The 20967-nt window shown below is 57.1% G+C and carries 11 protein-coding genes and 1 tRNA gene; 4 read left to right on the forward strand and 8 right to left on the reverse strand.

The genetic code is table 11. The features are described 5' to 3' along the window. The first annotated feature begins 120 nt into the window (after window positions 1-120). Both ETAA8_RS25650 and ETAA8_RS25655 read left to right on the forward strand, forming a co-directional pair. On the forward strand, window positions 121-636 hold the full coding sequence (locus tag ETAA8_RS25650; RefSeq protein WP_145095379.1) for a hypothetical protein: 516 nt from the start codon (window positions 121-123) through the stop codon (window positions 634-636). 93 nt (window positions 637-729) lie between these two features. Next, window positions 730-2154, forward strand: a complete 1425-nt coding sequence (locus ETAA8_RS25655) for a sulfatase family protein (RefSeq protein ID WP_238397566.1) — start codon at window positions 730-732, stop codon at window positions 2152-2154. A gap of 28 nt (window positions 2155-2182) precedes the next feature. Here the strand turns inward: ETAA8_RS25655 and ETAA8_RS25660 are convergent, their stop codons facing one another. The 7 genes from ETAA8_RS25660 to ETAA8_RS25690 all read right to left on the reverse strand — a co-directional run bounded on the left by ETAA8_RS25660 (window position 2183) and on the right by ETAA8_RS25690 (window position 15169). Beyond that, window positions 2183-3598 carry a DUF1501 domain-containing protein gene (locus ETAA8_RS25660; protein WP_145095382.1) on the reverse strand — a complete coding sequence of 472 codons (1416 nt, stop codon included), beginning with the start codon at window positions 3596-3598 and terminating at the stop codon, window positions 2183-2185. Between the two features lie 70 nt (window positions 3599-3668). After that, complete coding sequence (locus tag ETAA8_RS25665) at window positions 3669-5894, reverse strand: PSD1 and planctomycete cytochrome C domain-containing protein (protein WP_202921267.1); 2226 nt, start codon at window positions 5892-5894, stop codon at window positions 3669-3671. A 135-nt stretch (window positions 5895-6029) separates the two neighbouring features. Then, window positions 6030-7244, reverse strand: coding sequence for a mandelate racemase/muconate lactonizing enzyme family protein (locus ETAA8_RS25670; protein WP_145095385.1), 1215 nt, complete (start codon window positions 7242-7244; stop codon window positions 6030-6032). 88 nt (window positions 7245-7332) lie between these two features. After that, window positions 7333-8526, reverse strand: a complete 1194-nt coding sequence (locus ETAA8_RS25675; RefSeq protein ID WP_145095388.1) for a mandelate racemase/muconate lactonizing enzyme family protein — start codon at window positions 8524-8526, stop codon at window positions 7333-7335. A 176-nt stretch (window positions 8527-8702) separates the two neighbouring features. Then, window positions 8703-9572 carry a sulfotransferase family protein gene (locus ETAA8_RS25680; RefSeq protein ID WP_145095390.1) on the reverse strand — a complete coding sequence of 290 codons (870 nt, stop codon included), beginning with the start codon at window positions 9570-9572 and terminating at the stop codon, window positions 8703-8705. Window positions 9573-10105: 533 nt separating this feature from the next. Next, window positions 10106-12817, reverse strand: a complete 2712-nt coding sequence (locus ETAA8_RS25685) for an FAD:protein FMN transferase (protein WP_145095393.1) — start codon at window positions 12815-12817, stop codon at window positions 10106-10108. 6 nt (window positions 12818-12823) lie between these two features. Beyond that, on the reverse strand, window positions 12824-15169 hold the full coding sequence (locus ETAA8_RS25690) for an FAD-dependent oxidoreductase (RefSeq protein ID WP_145095396.1): 2346 nt from the start codon (window positions 15167-15169) through the stop codon (window positions 12824-12826). A gap of 626 nt (window positions 15170-15795) precedes the next feature. Between ETAA8_RS25690 and ETAA8_RS34930 the strand changes: the two genes are divergently transcribed. After that, window positions 15796-15897, forward strand: a tRNA-Ser gene (locus ETAA8_RS34930). 117 nt (window positions 15898-16014) lie between these two features. Here the strand turns inward: ETAA8_RS34930 and ETAA8_RS25695 are convergent. Beyond that, entirely contained in the window at window positions 16015-16926 is a 912-nt protein-coding gene (locus tag ETAA8_RS25695; protein ID WP_145095399.1) for a hypothetical protein, read from the reverse strand. A 991-nt stretch (window positions 16927-17917) separates the two neighbouring features. Between ETAA8_RS25695 and ETAA8_RS25700 the strand changes: the two genes are divergently transcribed. Next, window positions 17918-20854: an nSTAND1 domain-containing NTPase gene (locus tag ETAA8_RS25700; RefSeq protein ID WP_145095402.1), complete on the forward strand. Its 2937-nt coding sequence runs from the start codon at window positions 17918-17920 to the stop codon at window positions 20852-20854. The last annotated feature ends 113 nt before the right edge of the window (window positions 20855-20967 follow it).

Raw genomic sequence — 20967 nt, forward strand, 5'->3', positions numbered from 1 at the left:
CCTTGCCACTGGCCGGATATCAGCGATACGATGGCAGGCGACGGACTGGCCAAGACTGGCCTGGGATTCAGAAAACGTAATTCGAACTGATTGGTAACTTCTGTATAAAGGATTGATCTGATGCAACGTGGAACCTGGCTCGCTCTGTTTGTCTTCTCCCTGGCTGCGATCGGCTGCGGTGGTTGCACCCCTTCGGCACCGCCACCCAAGCCCGCGGAAACTGGTCACGAAGATCATGGTCACTCACACTCCGCGAAGGGGCCGCACACCGGCAAAGTGCTGGCGATTGGAGCCGAGGAATATCACGCCGAGTTCACTCACGACGATGGGAGTGGCAAGGTGACGGTCTACTTGCTCGACAAGAACATTAAGGTCGATCCAGCTGCGGCCAGCCCGGACGAGACGATTTCGATTGAAGTGAAGTCGAAGGGGGAGACCAAGAAGTACGACCTGGCGGCGGTCGACCGAACCGCAGGGGACAAGCCGATGGCCAGCCAGTTTGAAGTCGTCGATAAGGAGTTGCTCGGCTACCTGGAAACGCTCGGTGGCGATGTCTCGGCCACGCTGAATGTGAAGATCGGCGATAAGCCGTTTGCCCAGAAGATCGACTTCGAAGATCATGGTCATGCCCACTAGGTTGACCCCTGTCGAGTGGGCTTCAGCCCACATTTGAGTTTGCGACAACGTGGGCTAAAGCCCACGCTACGGAAAGAGATGTGGAGTAGGACCATGAGCAGTTCGACGATGAGCAGAACATTGACCATAGCGATCTGCGGCTGGCTTGCTTGCTGGAGTGGACTGGCCAGTGCGGCCGATCGTCCGCCGAATATCGTGCTCGTGTTTTGCGATGACTTGGGCTACGCCGACATTGGCTCGTTTGGTGCCCAGGGATATCAGACGCCGAACCTCGACCGACTAGCGGCCGAAGGGGTGCGCTGCACCGATTTTCATGTGGCCGCTGCTGTTTGCAGCGCTTCGCGGGCGGCGCTAATGACGGGCTGCTATCCGCAGCGGGTCGGCATCTTGGGCGCGCTCGGACCAAGTTCCAAGCATGGCATTGCCCAGGAAGAGAAACTGCTGCCGGAGTACTTGAAGGAGCGCGGCTATGCCACGGCCATTTTTGGCAAGTGGCACTTGGGGCATCATCCGCAGTTTTTGCCGCAGAAAAATGGTTTCGATCGATACTTCGGGCTGCCGTACTCGAACGACATGTGGCCCAAGCATCCCACGGCCAGGAACTTTCCGCCGCTGCCACTCATCGATGGCGACAAGACGATCGAACACGATCCCGATCAAACGCAACTAACAACGTGGTACACCGAGCGCGCGACGAAGTTCATCGAAGATCACGCGCAAGAGCCATTCTTTGTGTATGTGCCGCATAGCATGCCGCACGTGCCGCTGTTCGTTTCGGAGAAGCATCGCGGCAAGAGCGAGCGGGGTCTGTTCGGCGATGTGATCATGGAGATCGATTGGAGCGTGGGGCAGATCCTCGCCACATTGAAAAAGTTAAACCTGGACGAAAACACGCTGGTGATGTTCACCTCCGATAATGGCCCGTGGCTCTCGTATGGCAATCATGCGGGTTCGGCGGGTATCTATCGCGAAGGGAAAGGAACCACGTGGGACGGTGGGCATCGCGTGCCGTTTGTCGCGCGCTGGCCGGGGAAGATACCCGCGGGCAAGACATGCTCCGAGTTCTGCAGCACGATTGATGTGCTCCCCACCTGCGTGAAATTGGCCGGGGGAATGGTCTCGCCTGATCGTAAGATTGATGGTCAAGATGCCTGGCCCATTTGGTCTTCTCAGGCTGGGGCGAAGTCCGCGCACGAGGTCTTCTATTACTACTGGGACACGGGACTGGATGCCGTGCGTAGTGGCGATTGGAAGCTTCACTTCCCGCATGCCTATCGTTCGCTAACCGGCGCTCCCGGCAAAGATGGCCTGCCCGCTGGCTACACTCAGGCAAAGACCGAACTGGCTCTCTTCAACCTGAAGGACGACCCGAGCGAAAAGACCAACGTCGCCGAGGCGAACCCCGAGGTCGTTGCCAGGCTCAAGAAATTGGCCGAAGTAGCCCGCGATGACTTGGGAGATTCGCATATGAAACGAGCGGGGAAGAATCGACGGCCAGCGGATAAACTAGCGGAATAATTTCCTCATCGGTCCGGCACTGCTGTCGTTAGGTCAGGATGTCATGCACAACATGCCCGTGGACATCGGTCAGGCGGATATCGCGACCGCTGAAGCGGAAGGTTAGCTTCTCGTGATTCAGTCCGAGCAAGTGGAGAATGGTGGCGTGTAGATCGTAAACGTGCATCGGTTTGTCGATGGCGGCAAAGCCAAGGTCGTCTGTCGCGCCGTGAACGTAGCCTCCCTTTACACCACCGCCAGCCAGCCACATGCTGAAGCCCATGGCATGATGGTCGCGCCCCTTTTCTCCTTCGGTCATTGGTGTGCGGCCGAACTCGCCGCCCCAGATCACCAGCGTTTCGTCCCATAAACCGCGGGCCTGCAGATCGTCGAGCAAGGCTGCAATGGGCTGATCGCTGGCTAGCGCGTGCTTGGCGTGATTCTTGATATCGCCATGATCGTCCCACGGTTGACCGTTGCCGTAGTAGCACTGCACCACGCGCACGCCCCGTTCGCTCAAACGCCGCGCGAGCAAGCAAGAGTTGGCGAATTCACCTTCGCCGTATCGCTTGCGAGTTTCGGCCGTCTCGCGCCCCAGGTCGAACGCTTCTTGTGCTTCGCCCTGCATGCGATAGGCCATCTCGAGCGAGGCGATGCGAGCTTCGAGATTGGCGTCCTTTTCGCGCTGGTCGAGGTGCTGCTGGTTGAGTGCCTGTAGCAGATCGAGTTGCTCACGCTGAGCGACCTGCGATTGCCAGCGATTGTTGACGTCGCGAATCATCGCCTTGGGATCGGTGTTCTTCGGGTTGATCTGCGTTCCTTGGTGTACGCCGGGGAGAAAGCTGTTGCTCCATAGATAGGGACCGACGACAGGCTTGCCCGGGCAGAGGACGATGTATCCCGGCAGGTTCTGATTTTCGCTGCCGAGGGCATACGTCAGCCACGAACCCATGCTCGGGCGGATGGGCTGCATGTTGCCCGTGTTCATCAGCAGCAGGCCAGGCTCGTGATTGGGATTGTCGCTCCACATGGAGCGGAGGACGCACAGCTTGTCGATGCGGGCGGCGAGGTGCGGAAAGAGATCGGAAACTTCGATGCCCGATTCGCCGTACTGCGACCAAGGGAACGGCGACTGGAGCAGTTTGCCATCGCGGCGGCGAGTGTTTTTGCCGACGAACGAGTCGGGCAGCTTTTCGCCGTGACGGCGAGTCAACTCCGGCTTGGGATCGAAGGAATCGACGTGCGAAGGCCCGCCGTTCATGAACAAGAAGATCAGCCGTTTGATCTTGCCCGGAAAATGCCCCGCCTTCGGCGCGAGGGGATTGCTGGCAGCAGCAGACGTCGCGGCAGAGACTTGTCCATCACCGGCCAAGGCGGCAGCGAGGCCGATCGCGCCAAAGCCACCACCGATTTTCAGCAGCGAACGCCGCGACAGGCTCTGCAACGCGGGGTGAATGTTTTCCATCGTCTCGTTCCCTGATCTAACTCACCCGACGCGTCGGGCTATGTAAAACACACTTGTTTACACGGCTACTTCAATCGAGATACAAAAACTCATTCGCGGCCAGCAGGGCCTGGGCATAACGTTCCCAACGAGAGAGTTGCGTATCGGGGACTGGAGCTTCACTGCTAACGAATTGCCGCCCCAGCTCCAATTCGCTGGACGTGGGCTGGCGACTGTAAAGTCGTTCATAGAGCAGCGTAATGCGTTCGCTGATATCGCTGGGCTGGAGCGCTTCGGCCTGCTTGCTCACGTCCTTGGCCAGGTTGGTCATGAACTCGCTGTTGAGCACAAACAGTTGTTGCAGCGGCACGGTGGTCGTCATTCGTTGATCGCTGGTGATGTTTGGATCGGGAAAGTCGAACAGTCGCAGCAGCGGATTCAACTCGTGCCGGCTGACGTGACCGTAAAGGGTGCGGCGACGGTTGTTGTTCGTCGCCAGATCTTGCGATGCGCCGCCGAGAGACAGATTGAGTTGGTCCGCAACCGACAGCATCGCATCGCGCCACGACTCCACATCGAGCCTGCGGCGGGGGTACCGCGACCAGAGACGGTTCTCGGGGTCGACTTCGTTTGCGGCAGGATTGTTTGCACTCTGCTGATAGGTGGCTGATAAAACAATTTGCCGATGAATGGCTTTGAGGGACCAATCTGCGGCGAGCAGTTCAGTCGCCAAGTAATCGAGCAATTCCGGGTGCGTGGGCTGCTCGCCCAAGGCGCCAAAGTTGCCTGCCGTGCGGACCAAACCGTGGCCAAAATGCTGCTGCCACAGGCGATTGACCATCACTCGCGCGGTGAGGGGATTTTGTGGACTCGCGATGGCTTCGGCCAGTTCCAGGCGTCCACTTCCCTGCGAGAACGGCGTGGGCTCGTCGGGCGAAAGAATCGAAAGGAACTGCCGCGGCGCATCACCGGCCAGCGTCTCAGGATTGCCGCGCACATGCACTTTCATCGTCTTGGGCTGCGAACGATCGACAAGCGCATGCGCGAAGGGATACTTCTTCGGCCGGTCCTTCTCCTTCATCTTCAGCTCTTTTTCGGTCAGCGTCTTTTGAGCTGCTTCGACTTCGGCCGGCGAGACGAGTGGCGTCTCAACGTAGTCGGTGCTCGCGAAGACACCTACGAGCGCGTAGTAGTCGGAGGTTGGAATCGGATCGAACTTGTGATCGTGGCAACGGGCACAGGCAACCGTCAGACCGAGAAACCCTCGCGTTAGCACGTCGACGCGGTCGGCAAACTGATCGAGATCGTTCTTATCGCCGTAATAAACGGGGCCGCAGGCGAACATGCCCAGCGCGGGCAAATGCTGCTTGTCGTCTGGGTTGGCCATTAAGTCGGCCGCGATCTGCAACTTAATGAACTGATCGTAGGGAAGGTCCGCATTCAACTGCTGAACGACCCAGTCACGATAGCGATAGCCTTGAGGATATCGGCGAGCGGCAAACGTATGAGCCTGATCTTCGCCGAACCGGGCGACATCGAGCCACAGCCGGGCTGAGCGTTCGCCAAAGCGGGGCGACGTGAGCAGCCGGTCTACGAGTTGCTCGTAGGCGTCGGGGGATTCGTCGGCAATGAATGCCGCAACTTCAGATGGCGTTGGCGGCAGGCCAGTCAAATCGAACGTGACGCGGCGAATTAACTGCCGCTTCTCTGCGGGCTGCGCGAGGCCGAGCTTCTGCGCTTCGAGCTGCGCGAGAATGAAAAGGTCAATTGCCGATGCAGCTGCAGTTTCGTGCTTTACGATTGGCAAGGCGGGCTTTACGACAGGTCGAAACGACCAGAACTCGCGATCCTGCGGGCGAATCTTCATTCCGGCTTTATCGCCCGCGGCGACCGTGGTTCGCATCATGCTTTCGGCAGCGACCGGCCAGATAGCACCAGTTTTTACCCAGCGAGTTAGTTTTTCGATTTTGTCCCCATCGAGCTTTCCCTTGGGCGGCATTTGCGCGGCATCGGCCTTGTAATGCACGGCAGCAATCAGCAGGCTCTTCTCGGGATCGCCGGGAACAATCGCCGGCCCCGAGTCACCGCCGGCGAGTAGGGCTTCGCGCGAGTCGAGCCTTAGCTTGGCTTCTTGCTTACGATCGCCGTGGCAATCGAGGCAATGCGAAACGAGCAGGGGGCGAATCTGTAGTTCAAAGAACTCCGCCTCTTTGGCCGCCACCTCAGCAGCGGACGCAACCTGGGCCGCAAGCAAGCTGCCAAGCACTACTAGAGACAGGCAAACAGCGCGCATCGTGCAAGGGCTGGCAAATGACATGCAGCAGGTTCCTCTGCAAGCGGATTTTCGCGGTAGCACGCGATAGGTGGGTGAGCAGACAGGGAGAGGGTATCCAGCAGTTTAAGCTGCCGAGCCACGTTCCATCAACCACATTTGTTGGGATCGGCAGACCGTTTAATAATCTGCAATCGAACCGTCCGATAACCGCCCGCGCGTGGGCCACTCGGGCGGTGAAGGCTGCTTGGCCAATTCGGCGAGCACGGCTTCGTCGACTTCGCAGCCAATGCCCGGCCCTTCCGGTAGCGACGCATAGCCGTCTTTATCGAGCGACCAACTCTTCTTTACCAACCCGGGCGGCGTGATGCTCGGGTAATACTCGTGAATAAGAAAAAACGGAATCGAAGCGCTCACATGCAAGCTGGCCGTCACACCGAGATCGGTGGTCACGCAGTGTGGGGCCAAGGGCACGTGATAAGCTTCGCCAAGAATCGCAATCTTTCGCATCTGCGAGATGCCGCCGGTGTGGGCGCAATCGATCTGCAAGATATCGGCACAGCCTTCTTGCAAGTAAGGGATGACTTCCCAGATCGTGCGTGCCTGTTCGCCAACCGCCAGCGGAATGGAAATGTGTTTTTTGAGTCGCTTGAAGACTTCGATGTTCCCCGGCACCGCCGGCTCTTCGATGTAGAGCAGGTCATAGGGCTTTAGCGCCGAGGCAAGCTGCATCAGGAATGGCGGCGGTAAGGCACAGTGGGCGTCGAACATGACCAGCCCCTTCGGGCCGACCTTCGCGCGCGCATTTTCCACGGTCTTCACAAACCCTTCGATCTGCTGCGGTGAACCGGAGAAGGGCTGCGGGCCGGCACCGACCTTCGTTGCCGATTCCGAGGGATACATCCGCACCTTGTCACGCGTGGGTCCACCGAGCAGCCGATAAACGGGCACTCCCCAGAGCTTGCCGGTGATGTCCCACAGGGCCATATCGATGCCGGCCAGCGTGTGCGTCATGAAGGGGCCACCACGCATATCGCGATGCGAGCGATAGATCTTTTGCCACAGGTGCTCGATGCGCGTCGGATTTTCGCCATCGAGCAATTCAAACAGCGACTTGACGAGTGCTGTCGCGACATAGGGCTCAAGCTGGTCGATTTCGCCCCAGCCGGTCACGCCATGATTTGTTTCGACTTTGAGAAACACCTTTCGCTTAACCGGTGTCGGTGTGATCCGCGTGATCTTGATGGTGGAAGTTCGATCGGCCACATTGGCCGCAGGATTATTCCCTTCGTCGGCGCGAAGAGCTGCGTTCGTGTCGCCGCGAAACGTGTTGAAAGCGAGTGCGCCGGCAGCAGCGGTACCCAATGAGGCAAGCAGGTCACGTCGAGTGGTCATGAGAGGTCTTTCTGAATTTGCGTAGGCTTCGGCCCACGTCGCGATCGCTCAAAGCAGTACGTGGGCTCAAGCCCACACTACAAGCGGACTAGTAATCCGCAATCGAACCATCCTTCAACTTCTGTCCTGGCCAGCGATAGTTCTGCGGCTTCTTGGCCTCTTCGGCCAATTGTTTCTCGTCGATCTCAATTCCCAAACCCGGGCCGCCGGGCAGGCCGATATAGCCATCCTTGTCGACTTCCCAATCGGCGCGCGCGATGTTCGCCGGATTGAAGCCGCGATTGTCTGGATAGAACTCGTGAATCAGAAACAGGGGAATCGAAGCGACCACGTGCATGCTCGCGGCTATGCCCAAGTTGCTCGCGGTGCAATGCGGCGCCAGAGGCACGAAGAACGTCTCAGCCAAGGTTGCGATTTTACGCATCGAGGTGATTCCACCCGTATGGCAGCAATCGGGTTGCAGAATATCGAGGCAGCCTTCTTGCAGATAAGGGAGCACTTCATAGATGCCGCGGTCTCGTTCGCCTGCGGCCAGCGGAATAGAAATCTGCTCCTTCAGCCGCTTGAAGACTTCGATATTGCCGGGAACAGCGGGTTCTTCGATGAACAGCACATCAAACGGCTTGATGGCGCCAGCCAATTGAATCAGCGATGCGGGCGGAACGGCACTATGGGCGTCGAGCATCACCGCCCCATTGGGTCCAACCAATTCGCGCGTCTGCTGAATCCGCTTGACAATATTCTCGATCTCCTGCGGATTAGTGCTGTGCTCCAGGGGGTAGCAAGGAATCTTGCGAGCCTGCGGCGTGTGATAGACCCGAATGCGATCGCGCGTGGGACCTCCGAGCAGCCGATAGACGGGAACTCCGTGTAACTTGCCGGTGATGTCCCACAGAGCCATGTCGATGGCCGCGATGGTATGCATCATCAGCGCGCCGCCCCGCATGTTTCGATGCGAGCGATAGAGCTTTTGCCAAAGATGTTCGATCCGGGTCGGGTTCTCCCCTTTGATCAACTCACCGAGCGCTTCAACGAGCGGCTTACTGACGCGGGGATCAACCCCTTTCAAATCGCCCCAACCAAACACTCCCTGATTGGTCTCGATTTTGACGAAAATGTTCGGGTTGACCCAAGTTGCCTGTAGCCCAGTGATACGAATGTTCGTAGCACGATCGGCAACATTGGCAGCGGGATTGGGTTGTGCGGAAGTAACTTCCTGCAGCAAGGCAGTTCCAGCAGCGACCGCCGCTGCGGAGGTGAGCAAGTCTCGGCGGGTAGGCATGGCAGTTGGTAGTGGGAGAAGCTGGGGACAGGGACAAACAGCAAAGGACGGCAGGAGAACGAAGACAGTTCTAACCGCCCAAAGTAAGGTCTGCAAAACTTTTGGCAGACAAATAGGTCGACTTTTGCCCAGCGACCATCGGAGGATTGGTCATCAGCACGCTTGCAGGCACGCCCTTACCCGGGCAAGCGGCACTCGTAGTTGAACCGTTTAAAGTCGCCGTCGTAGAGGCTTTCGCACGCGGGCAGCAGTGGAGCGTCGTAGAAGCGGCCCCATTGAGGAGCCTTGATCGTGCGGAATCTGGCAGCTGGCCAATCGGCGACGCACTCTCCATGCTCGACGGCTTCGTACTCAAACGCATGACGAACCGGCAGCGGCACCGTAACATTCAGGTGTTGTTGAACGCTGGCAAAGTCTTGTTCCAGGGTTTCCAGTTTGCCCACGGTGTCAAACTCAATTCCCCGCAGCAAGCGATGCTGCGCGCGAAAGTGTACGTCGAGTTGAGCGGGGCGTTGGCCCCGCAAGGCAGTGACAAACTCGCGAAAGGTTAAGCTTCGCTCGCGATCGAGTGGCAGTCCGCGCATCCAGTTAAGAGCTGTTTTCGCACTAAGACACCCGGCTGCGACCTGCCCGCTTTGGATCACTTCGAAAGCGGTCGACTTCACTTTCACGACCTTGTCGAGATAGGCTGAGACGAGTCTTCGCAGCGGATGACGCACCACGGTGAACTTGAAATAGCTTGGATCGCTCAGTACCCGTTCGATCTCCGCGCGCGAACGATGCCGCAGCGCGAATTCGTCAGCCAGTCGATGAGCATCGGGGCCTTTCTCGCCGCGAGTTTCGGCCTCTTCAAATTGGCGAGCAATCTGCGGCGAGAAACCACCATACCGTAGTAGCCAGGTCTTGATGCTGGTGCAGGCAGATTTGGGAATGTACGCGTAAACAACACGCAACTCATCTGAGACCAGGCAGGTTTCGGAGCAGTATTTTGAAGGACCTTGAACGCGTTCGGCCAGTGCACGCTTCAATCTGGTTAGTTGGGACATTCCGCAATCCTTCGCGCATCAGCTGGCTACTTTCTGCCAGTTACCCAGCCTACGTTTGTTCGTTGAACGGGGTCAATATCAGCCTTCGCGGGGTCGTGTGCGAAACTGACTGTCTGACAGGTCCGGTGGTCCGCAGTCAAACGACGAAAGGATTCCCAGCCAGCGTCACTGACGAGGGCATCTGGTTCAGGGCTCTGCGACGAAAGCTCGCCACCTTCATCCTAAACGTCCAACAATACCCTCGATTGTTGGACACCAATCTGCCGGAAACCCGAGAGTTGCGCTATCTGCTGTCCAAAAATAGGCCCGATTGTTGGACACCCCCCCCTTTGCGGTTTGTGCTGCCAGCCGTCATCGCCAGATGGCTGTTTATCGAGGTCGCTTCAACCCCGCCTTCTACTTTGCTGAGTGTCCGATTTAGCTCGCCCTTTTGATCGAGTTGCGGCACCCCGACAAACTGTCGCTAGCAATTACAAAGTGCGTGCTGATTGCGGCGGACTTCAAGTTGGGAAAAAGGTGAAAGTGCACCTCGCTCACTTCGGCTCAAAAAGCAAGTTGCCTGCCGCGTTGGTTTGTACACCATGCTCCTGATCGAGCACGAGTACGGACAGCTGCTGCTGATCTGCTAACGGCATTGCTGCGGGAACGCCAACCGCGAGTAGTACCGTTGCCCAGGCATCCGCTTCGACAGCCGTGGGTGCCACAACGGCGCACAGCATAGTTTTCGTGACTTCCGGTTTGCCGGTGCGCGGCGAGATCAGGTGATGCACGGTTCCGGCCGCGTTTTCTCTCTTCGCGCGATAAATTCCGCTCGTCGCCAGCGCCGCATCTTTCAGAATAAAAGTACGCAGTGGCTTGGCCGGATCGTGAGGATCTTCAATTCCCACTGGCCAAGCGCCGCGCGCGAGCAGTTCGCCCCCAACATCAATCAGGTATTCTGAAACACCTGCCTCGTCGAGAACCTTCTTTGTCCGATCCGCGGAGTAGCCTTGCAACAGCGAACCGAGGTCGATTTGAAGCTGCGGATGCTTCTTTCGCAGTGTGTTCGCGGTGGAGTCAACGATCAACTTTTCCCAACCCGTACGCTGGAGGATGTCAGCAACCTCCTGTTCGCCGGGCGGCGCTCGTTCACCAGTGGGACCAAAGCCCCAGGCATCGACGAGTGGCGCAACGGTGATGTCGTAACTACCGTCCGAGAGTTTGCTCAATTCCAAAGCTCGGGCCACCAACGCGACGAGTTCTGCGGGCTGTTCGGTTTCGAACGTGGTCTCACTCGCGTTGAACTGCGACGTGGAAGACTCAGGTCGCCAGTGCGAGAGCGTGCTTTCGATCCGTTCAAGTTCCGCACTGACGGCAGCTTGCAAAGGGGCTACTTGATGATCGCCGCGCAACTTGACGGACCAGGTGGTACCAAATGCTCGACCGCCAAGTTCGACTACTCTTGCTTCCGTAGTTGCTGGGGCCTCGGGACTTGCCACGTTAAGCGATGCCCCCAACTGCGGTCCATACAGGCCAGCCGCGACGATCAAGACTAGCCCGCCCGCCATCAGATCGCGCCGCTGGATGCGATCGTGACTGCCGCCACTCTTTACTATTTTCAGCAACTCCCCCGTCGGGCAGCCGTAACGGCAATAGGCCTGCGGCACAAACACCGAGGCAATCAGTCCAACCAGCGCTACTGCTGCGGAAATTGCGGCAGCCCCCTTCAATACCCAAGCGTCAAACGGCTCCAAACTTGCCAAATCAAATCCCACGACAAACGTCGCGAGCAGCAAACTGACGGCGAGCAACGCCGGCGGGAAATAACCGAGGCGTCGTTGCCAGGCATTCGAGATGCGCACATGCAAACGCTTGAACTGGCCCAACCACGACTGGGCAGCGCCATGCGGACACAATTGCTGACAATAGATCTGTCTGCGCGTGGCCCAAGGAATCACAAGCGAAACTGCGACGAGCAACACCACCGCCGGCGCAGTGCGCCAAGGGATGCCATGCCGGGCCCAGCCCACGAAGAGGGCCAGCGACAACAAATCGCCGAGCCAAAATGCAAAGACGGCGATCAGTACCACTTGCCAGATTACTCGTAATCGCCGGCTGTTCTTCAGCGGCGTGAATGTTAGTCCCAAGCCGCCGCAAATCACGGCGACGAGTCCGGGCTGAAAGTTCCAGGGCTTGGCCGCTGCAGTTTGCACGGCGGTCGATTGTTCCGCGGCAAAGCGGCGACGGATGCCATCGGCAATCGCAAAACTAGTTTGCGTTGCCCCCGAAACTCCTTCGATGCCTTCTTTTGCAAAATCGATTTTTGCCCAGTCGTCGATACTGCGGTTAATCAGGCTGTCGCGAAAGTCATCGTTGGGACGAACGCGCTCGACATATTCTTCGGTGTCGTAACTTTTGCGTACCAGCATCCCGATCACGGTCTTCCCGGCGGCATCGATCGCCACGAGCGACTCGGTTGGCCCCTGATAGCCGCGCGCGTTATCGGAATACGGTGACGTGCGGACCACATAGCCCAGATGGTTGCCTTCAGCATCCCAGGCTTTGTTCCAACCGACGCGCGGATTATCGGCTTCGAATTTGCGAGCCTCTTTAAAGAGCTTGCGAATCTCGCGCAGCTTGACCGTTTCGGGAAAACGCAGCGAGACGGAAGTCCCGTGCAACCGGCGATCGATTCCCTCTGCAAACGTCATGCTCGTGAGTGTGGAGCCACTTACTCCGGCGAGTTTTGCGGGCCGCTGGGTGGAGTTCTCCCCAATGAATTGCTGCCAAAACGTACGCTGCGTACGAATCTGCTCGACGTGACTCGGCGTATCACCGCTGGAAAGAATATGAACGCCGATGACTTGCTGCTTCACATCGAGCGCGATCAGCAGGTTGCTCGGTCCGCTATAGCCAATCAGATCGTCGGCATGCGGCGACGTCGTGAGCAACAGCCCGATGGTCTTTCCTTTTTCATCGAGCACTCCCTGCCCACCAAGCCGCACATCCCCTTTGGCCAGCTTGGCTGCCGCGGGAAAGAACAGCTTGGCCGATTCGAGGGAGATTTCGTCCGGCGGCGGAGGCTGTTGTCCGGCGACGTAAAGGAGCGCAGCGACAGCCGCGAGCAAGCCCAAACGAAACGCGCGGGGCAGAATGCTCGCCCCGAAGATTTGCCGCAGCGAGCGCCTTGCGCGGGGCAAGGTTCGCTCGCTCGGTGAAGCACTGGTTGCTTCTGTGGGGACGTCACTCGGGGATTCCGTCGCCATGAATCCCTATTTTTTCAGCAGTTGAACCGCATCAGCATGGATGAAGCCGTCCGCTCCTTCATTGGAGATGACGATTGCCGCCTTGCCAGCGGGAAATTCGAACAGCCCCAGCGAGTGAAATCCGTTAGGCTCGGTGGTGCTCTCCTGCTGGTTGAGCCGCAACTTGAGCGGCTTCTGCCCTTCGCGCTCAATCGTGCAAGAAGTGCGTGTCGAGCGGTTCTCGTGACCGACCCAGGCGAGTTTCACTTCGTACTTCCCCGCTTCCGCAACGGTCAATTCAAACCGGGCTTCGGCTGGTTCCGTGGCATTGGCGTACCGGTAGCCTTCGGCAATGTAAGGGCTGAGTCCCGTGCCGCCGGCCCATTTGCCGGTCATCTTGGCGCTCGTATCGTCCGCCACAATCCCGGCCAGCGACTTCACGGCGACGCCGGAAGTTCCAGCCGCAGGCTTCGGTTGATTTGGTACGCCGGTGACCTTATCGGTCCCCTTGGACAAGTAAGGCTCGACGGCAATCGAATTCGTGTCGCGATACAAATCGCCGCTCAAGGTATCGCGCCGCATCGCGCCGGGTTGCTTGAACAGGTCGATCAGATCGGGCAAATAGCTGTCGTACACATTGCGGGGCGAAGTATTGTGCAGTGTGCAAAGGTAAGCTGCCTTGCCGACAACTTCGCCCATCATGCCGCAGGTGCGCATCACGCGGACAGTGCCAAGTGCTTCGTGATTCACGCTGATGCAACGGCCAGCCATGAACAGGTTGGGCACATTCTTCGAATAGAAGCAGCGATAAGGAACCGGGTATCCATTCTTGCGATCGACCCCCGCGCCGAACTCGGCCCGAGAGATAAACGGATTGTCTGGATACTTCTTGGCGAACTGCTCCTTGGGATAGTGCAGGTCGATGTCCCAGGTCGTTGGCACGCAGCCATCGGGAAACTCTCGCTGACTGACGATGTCGTTGCGGGTGAGGACCACGTCACCTTCCAGCAGACGTGATTCGCGCGGGCCGCCGACAAAGGCCACCCACTTGAGCGCCGACTTCGTGTGCAGATCCTTTTCCTTGCCATGCTTGAGGGCCGTGAAGGCACCAAACACAGCCCGCAGGTTCCAGTCGCGAATCAGTTCCAGGTCCTTGATCGAATCCTTGTCAAAGCCCGATTCCCAGAACCATTCACCCTTCATGAAAGGCTTGCCGTCGATTTGCGAACGGCTGCGCGGGTTCTTGGGGAAGTCTGTCGTTTCGAGCGCCAAGGCCCAGGGCGTTTCGGGCCAGGCCTGATCGGTGTCGTCGTTCTGCCAATACCACATGTTCGACATGCCCATGCGTCCCTTGGGCTCAATGTTGTACTTGGCACCAGCCAGTTCGCCGATCACACCGTGGCCGGTGCAATCGCAAAACAGCTTGCCGCGGAAGACTCGTTCGCGACCGGTGCGAACTTCGAGCGCGGTGACCGAAGTGATCTTGCCGTCCTTGTCGGTCGCTGCCTTCATGGCAAAGTGGCCAAAGAAGAGCGAAGCAGTCTTTTCGCGGCGAACCAGCTTTTCCTTACGCTCGTCCAGGAACTCTGTCCCCGCAGCGGGCGAATCGGGAGCATGATCAGCGAATTCTTCGACAATCTCACCCAGGTGTGGATACTTGCCTCGCAACGTTCCACCTTGAGCCCAGACGCGTACTTCACTACTGCCATTGCCACCGAGCACGAATCGATCTTGAACTAGCGCGACATTAAGCGATTGACGAGCTGCCGAAACCGCCGTCGCAACACCGGCATAGCCGCCGCCAACGACGACCAGGTCGAACTCGCCGGCATCGTCGACGGGTGTTTCAAAACCCAACCAGGCGCGACGAGCTGCGGCCAGCTCTGCCGGTGCGGGTAAGGTGAACTTCGGATCGGAGGTGAGCAGAATCGCATCGCAGCGGCCATCAAAGCCGGTGAGATCGTGCAGCGCCAGCGAAACTTCGCCCGCGGGCAATTCCACTTCGCCACCGCTGTGCCAGTTCCAATCGGCTCCTTGGGTGCCGAACTCTGTGGCAACCGGCTTGCCGTTAATCAGCAATTGAAAACGTCCCGGTGTGCCCGGAGCTTTCCAATGCGCGACCCAATCTTTCGTTCGCACCCACAGCCGATATTTGCCCGCTTCTGCAACCTTGATCTTTGTTGTGGCATCGGCGACGGGTTGGCCCAAGCCATGCGCAAGCAAGTAAGGCGAGCCGACAATTTGTGTGAACGCAGTGTCGAGGGACCAGCCTCCCATGTTCTCGAAGGACTCAGCCTCGACGAAAATCGTTTCTGACCGGCCAACGGCGGGAAGCGCCGCGCAAGTGAGTAACGCCAAGAAAAATGCACGCATCGGAAGGACCTCTAACACTTCGGGAGAGTTTGCGGGGCGATCACAGCCAGATCGCAGCCCATTCAGTATAGATGCAATTGCCCCCGGAATCAGCACGGCGACGGTGAACCTTTAATCGCCGGGTATCGCTCGGCGGGCCAAGCAAATTGGCGCCGGGGTTTGCCGCGACGCAATGTCGACTTAGAATTGACCGCCGCACCTGGATGGGTGGCCGAGTGGTTTAAGGCAGCAGTCTTGAAAACCATCAGCGCTATTTTTCGCCCGCCCCAGAAAACTCGATCCGTTCAACGATTCACCGTTCAAATCGCAATCTGGCGAATTTGTGGAAACGGGTAGAAACGGGCATAAAGAGGTCGCATCTGGTGTAGCCTACACCAGGCACTTCTAGTCGTCACAACGCTGCGCTTCGTGGCTGACCGGCGACGACCGAAACGGAGTTCGGTTCTATCGCAACGGAATCTCGCGCTGGGGCTGAACTTCCGCTGCAGGATCCGGCGATTGGCGGCCGTCCGGGGTGGATTCAATGTCGAGAGAATCCTCTGACGCTGGCTTGTCGTCCAGAACTGGCACCACTTGGAAACCATGCCGATGTGAGATCTGCACCGTTTTGTTGCTCGATTGAATCGAACAGCGGCAAACAAACGGTTTTTACCTTCCGGCCGCGGCCAGTGATGCCGAGTTTTGGACTGGAAATCCATGTGTCGCCGGTTCAACTCCGGCCCTGACCACTCCTAACGCCCCTTTTTCGACAACGACTTAGGGCTTTTTCTTTTAGCCCTTCCGAGGGCACAGAATTCCAGATTTTAGATTAATTCTTTGCCATTTCCCACAAATTGACTGCCGCACTATTCGAGAACGCCAAGAGAGCCGCTATCAGCGTCGAATCTCCCGTAATAAATGGGAAGGTTGAACTTCGTGACCAGGTGCAAGAGATAGGCGAGGTCGTTATCCGTTGGGACCTGATCGCCGACAACGACCCACTTATGGGCCTTTGACTCTGAGGGATAAGAGGTGTATTCGAATAGTTGGCCAAGCGCGTCACGAATGCAGCGTTTAGCGTTCGCGGCAATCTTGATCTCGAAGAACGTGGTCACCTCCGGAAGAGTTACGCGAAGATCAACGAACTTCTTCTCGAAGCCAACCGCCCTGGCACCGTGCTTGTCACACAGCCAGTCGTAGAGGCGATTTTGAAGCCGGGCGTGTTTCGGGTCCACGATCTGGCCCTGCTGTGCTGCGCGAACGAACTGTAGCTCCGAGCGTTTCTCGGCGGAAAGTCGTTCCTCGCCATTCTCCGCTTCGCTCTTCGGCAAAGGTGCGTCGTCATCAAACGCCAAAACGTAGTGATGAGACCGCGCGGGCTTGCTGCTCGGATCAAACGGTGGCATGTCGGGGTCGAGTTCGACGTCTGCCGGGTCGTAACACGCGTTGATAACTAGTGCCGGATCGGTTGCGTCGAGCACTGTCTCGTCAGCACCGATCGCAGCGATGTCCGCTTTCATTCGATCAAACCAGCCGTTTGCGACAATCGCTGAGACTGCTGTCACGAGTTCATTGTCGCGTGGGACATACACCTTTTTGATTTGCCCGACGTAGAAAGTCTGGTCGTTGAACTTGGTGTAGAGCTTCAGGGACAGCCATTTGCCCTTGTAACGGCTGTGAAATCGGTGGATCGGTTCAAAGAATCCGTACTTCTTTCCGCCGATCAGCCAATTGAAATTGAAGTTCCACTCCTCGTGGCCAAACTTGTGGCTGCCCACAAGGGAAGATGGCTACCCTGACTACACCTATGCGATGCTGCTGCAGATTCCTGAAACCGCTACGGATCGCGTGCAGCAAGTCAGGGGCAAGCTGAGAGAAGCCATTTCACTTGCCAAGTAACTTACGCTTGCTCTCTTCCGAACACTGCGTTACCGTCCGCCCATGACATGGACAGACCGCACAGCACCAATCAGGTTCGGAGACCGCGTCGCCTAATCGGCAAAGTACCTGCGCGATACGGGGCAACAGGCAGGTGAGACAGGCCATACCCAAGGCGTGGTGAAAGAACTGAAACCGCTCGGCGATACGATGCTCGCCACCGTGGCATCGGATAACCCAGAGATTGGGCAGATGGTTGTCGTTAGCAACCTGGCAAGAGTGGGCGGGAAAGGCTTCGCCCTCGATTAGCGGCCTCAGCCCCCGCCGGTACGATTACCGGCGAGAGCGTTCGCCTACGGCTACCCGTTTCCGGACAGCACCCAAACGATTTTCAAAACGATTACCAGCAGTTCGATTGTGGCGAGCCACATCCTCAACTTCTGCAGTTCTGAGTCGCTGAGAATTGAAAAATTCATTTTCATTTTTCTGCTCCATACAAACCCTTTCAAAGAGGCCTCGAAAGCATTCACAGCAACCCGCTGCTGCCGTGACAATTACCTACTAAACCATACTGGAGTACACCGTCTTCCCGGCAAGTTCCGACCGAAATTTTCTTGTCGCACGTAAACTAGCCGGGATTTCAAGGCCTATTCTGGTATCTAAGCCAGCATCTTCGAACGCCACGTGCGCTTTGCGGCCCGACAGACGGCTGACGCTGGGCACTCGCGGCCGTCGATTAGCCAAATCCCCTTCGCTCGATCACCCTCTCGGTCGTCGACTGGAAGAAATAGGACCTACCGAACAAAGTGAATGTGGCGGACCTCGCCAAAGTTGGCGGCAAGGGTTTTCGCTCGACTGACCTTCGTCGAATGACGGGGTATAATCTTCCGCATGTCGCACGCCACAAAACCTCGAATTGCTTCAACAGTCGCGATCAACCGCCCGCACATTCTCGTTTTAGCCGAGGGCAGAACTCAATCCGAACAGAACAACAGGAAGGGCCACTTGTTCGAGGAGTTCATAGCCTTGCTGATGGAACTCTATGGTTACGAAAAACCCACACGTGATCGGCTAAACTCAACTGAAAATGGTATCGAACTTGACGTAACTACGAGTCACAAGTTGACGGGGCAAAGGGCCATCGCTGAATGCAAGGCCTACAGTACAAACCTCGACGCCCCTGCAATCACCGGTTTTTATGGCAAACTTGCCAGCGCCCGCTTCGATATTCCCGATCTTGTCGGCTTCTTCGTTGCCATCCCCGGCCTTACCGCTGGCGCTGACGTGTTTTTTCGGAAGACTGCTTCAAACGACCAACAATTCCGCTACCTCAACCCAGAGGCGATCGTCGATTTGCTGATCGAGAAGTCAATCATCAAAGAACCACAGACCGATGAACTGACCTCCGACTTCGCAGTCATCATTACGCGTCATGGCACCTACTGCGCAAATAAACTGGTTGACCCTTCGAGCCGCCGAGCTGCTTTCGTACAGGTTTGGGGAACGGACGGCGTTCCTGATCCAGTAATCGAACTTCTCACAGCATCCGATTACGCAGGGGCGCTTCCTGTCACATCTATCACTGCGCATGCCCAACGTCCCCTGGCAGTTTCAATCTCCGCAGAGCCGACAATCGTTGAAGTGCACGGCAGCAAAAGTGAGCTCGAATACCAGTTGCCCGCGTCGCCGAAGTTCTTTGTCGGCCGCGGCGACCACATCAAGGAGTTCCAAACGCTCTTCAAGGAACGCATTGAACATGCCACTGTCGTAGTTCTGAACGGGCAATCTGGTTGGGGAAAAAGTTCCCTTGCACTCCAATTCCGGAGCCAGCTTAATCAGAAAGGAGGCAGCGGCTTGGTCATCGATTCCCGAACTGCTACTTCCCCTGAATTTGTTTGGCAAGCAATCCGAAAAGCTCTGCTAAGTGCGGAGAGGCATGGGATAGCTAAACTCCCCGTAAACGCATCCTTCGCGAGCCTGAGCAGTGCAATTACGACCATGGCAAACACCCAGTGGACCGGCAAGCCACTGCTCGTTTTCTTCGATCAATTCGAGAACGTGTTCCGAGACGCACGGTTAACTCAAGAGTTCCGCGACCTCGCATTCGCGATTCGGGAAGTTACGGCGCCAGTCATCGTTGGGTTTGCTTGGAAAACCGATCTTGTCGGCCTCACGGAAACCTACCCTTACAAGCTTCGGGACGACATACGCTCATGCGCCAACATCTACATCATGGACCCGCTCGGTCCCAGTGAAATCAACGCGCTGTTACATCGCTTACAAAAGGCCGCCGGCACCAAGCTTCAAAAGGAATTGAAGCAGCGGCTTCGCGAAGTCTCGCAAGGCCTGCCGTGGCTGTTTAAGAAACTCGCAAGCCACGTCGACCGTGAATTGAAATCCGGGGCGACGCAGGACGATTTGGTCGCCGATTCATTAAATGTTAAACGACTTTTCGAAACCGACCTCACCGAATTAAACCTCCCGGAACGTGAGGCGCTCAAGCGATTTGCACGCATGGCCCCAAAGGCTGCCTCTGAAGTAGTCGAGGCAATCCCGAAGGAGATTGTTCAATCACTTCTCGATCGGCGATTGATCGTACAGGTTGGTGATCTTCTCGATACGTACTGGGACATTTTCCGGGACTTTTTAATTACCGGTGACGTGATTGTCAGCGAAAGTTACATCCTTCGACAGACACCGAATGCGGTCGCCAGGCTGCTTAAGGAAGTCATCAACGCCGGCGGTGACCTACTCGCAGACGATGCAGTGACGAAACTTGGTCTCAAACTAGGCGCTGTTTTCAACCTCGCTCGTGAACTCAAGGTAATGGGGGTGGCGACAGACGTTCCAAGGCACGTTCATATTGCTGACGACATAATCAACGCAAGTGATCGAGAGACAGCGATTCGAGACCGAATTACCGCCTCACTCAAAAAACACAAAGCTCTCTCGTTACTCACAGACCTCGCAGCTTCCGCTGATGGCCCTTTGCCCATTACCGCATTTGCCGAGGCCCTTCCAAAGGCGTTCCCCGCCATCCAAGTGCGTGATGATATTTGGGCGCAATACGCGAGAGCATTCATTACTTGGTTCGAGTATGCACAAATCGCCACTCTCGACCGCAATTCCATCGAGATTCCACCGTCCGACCCGAAGCTAATCACACTGCTAACTGCAACACGCCATCCCCGCGCAAGAACTCAGGGACGTCCCAAAAGCTTTCCACAATCCCAGCCGAAGCCCGCCCTTGCGCTGGCACAAGCGATTGCGAGAAACCTTCCTCATCCTGCCATGAGGTACAACGCCAAAAAGAAAGCCCTATCTGACCTCATTCTACTTGATCTTATCGATAGTCCGAAAACCGACGTTTACACAATCAAGCGAAATCCATTTGACGCATCCTTTAGCGTTCTAGCCGAAGTCATACTCGACGGAATTGAACAATTCTCTGGCTGCAAGCCTGCTGTCCAACTACTCAGAGCCAATCCCAATGCGACCCACTCAGAAATCGGTCAGGCCCTCCAGGCGGGACATGGGACGACATGGTCCGATCAAACTCTATTACTAAACGGGAAGACCTTTCGCGCATGGGCTAAAGCGGCTCGACTCATTGCTGGCCGACTCAATCGCAAAGGCCGGAAGAGGAAAAAGAACTGGTCGCAAGAAGCAATGCTCTGGAATGAAGAAGAACCAGCAATTACAACCACTGGTGAACCCAGAGCCATGACCGAAGAGAGCCTACCCCAGCCGAAGCCGAAGGCAGACTCTGATCAGGACGTAGCACCACCACCGGAGCCACCCTCGCTTAGGTCTCCGACATCGTGGTGACACGTGCCGGCCAAGGAACTTTTTGGCGTCATCCACCTACCAACGGAGGCTCCTTCCGCGTTGCGCGTGAGCCATCCTCCTGCCGCTTTGTCATACCCCACGGTTACGGCTTC

Source organism: Anatilimnocola aggregata (assembly GCF_007747655.1).
Classification (GTDB): Bacteria; Planctomycetota; Planctomycetia; order Pirellulales; family Pirellulaceae; genus Anatilimnocola; species Anatilimnocola aggregata.

What these genes read in the sequence shown, in the direction of transcription:
- ETAA8_RS25650 (WP_145095379.1), top strand. Translation starts at nt 121, where the DNA reads ATGCAACGTGGAACCTGGCTCGCTCTGTTTGTCTTCTCCCTGGCTGCG.
- ETAA8_RS25655 (WP_238397566.1), top strand. Translation starts at nt 730, where the DNA reads ATGAGCAGTTCGACGATGAGCAGAACATTGACCATAGCGATCTGCGGC.
- ETAA8_RS25660 (WP_145095382.1), bottom strand. Translation starts at nt 3,598, where the DNA reads ATGGAAAACATTCACCCCGCGTTGCAGAGCCTGTCGCGGCGTTCGCTG.
- ETAA8_RS25665 (WP_202921267.1), bottom strand. Translation starts at nt 5,894, where the DNA reads ATGTCATTTGCCAGCCCTTGCACGATGCGCGCTGTTTGCCTGTCTCTA.
- ETAA8_RS25670 (WP_145095385.1), bottom strand. Translation starts at nt 7,244, where the DNA reads ATGACCACTCGACGTGACCTGCTTGCCTCATTGGGTACCGCTGCTGCC.
- ETAA8_RS25675 (WP_145095388.1), bottom strand. Translation starts at nt 8,526, where the DNA reads ATGCCTACCCGCCGAGACTTGCTCACCTCCGCAGCGGCGGTCGCTGCT.
- ETAA8_RS25680 (WP_145095390.1), bottom strand. Translation starts at nt 9,572, where the DNA reads ATGTCCCAACTAACCAGATTGAAGCGTGCACTGGCCGAACGCGTTCAA.
- ETAA8_RS25685 (WP_145095393.1), bottom strand. Translation starts at nt 12,817, where the DNA reads ATGGCGACGGAATCCCCGAGTGACGTCCCCACAGAAGCAACCAGTGCT.
- ETAA8_RS25690 (WP_145095396.1), bottom strand. Translation starts at nt 15,169, where the DNA reads ATGCGTGCATTTTTCTTGGCGTTACTCACTTGCGCGGCGCTTCCCGCC.
- ETAA8_RS25700 (WP_145095402.1), top strand. Translation starts at nt 17,918, where the DNA reads ATGTCGCACGCCACAAAACCTCGAATTGCTTCAACAGTCGCGATCAAC.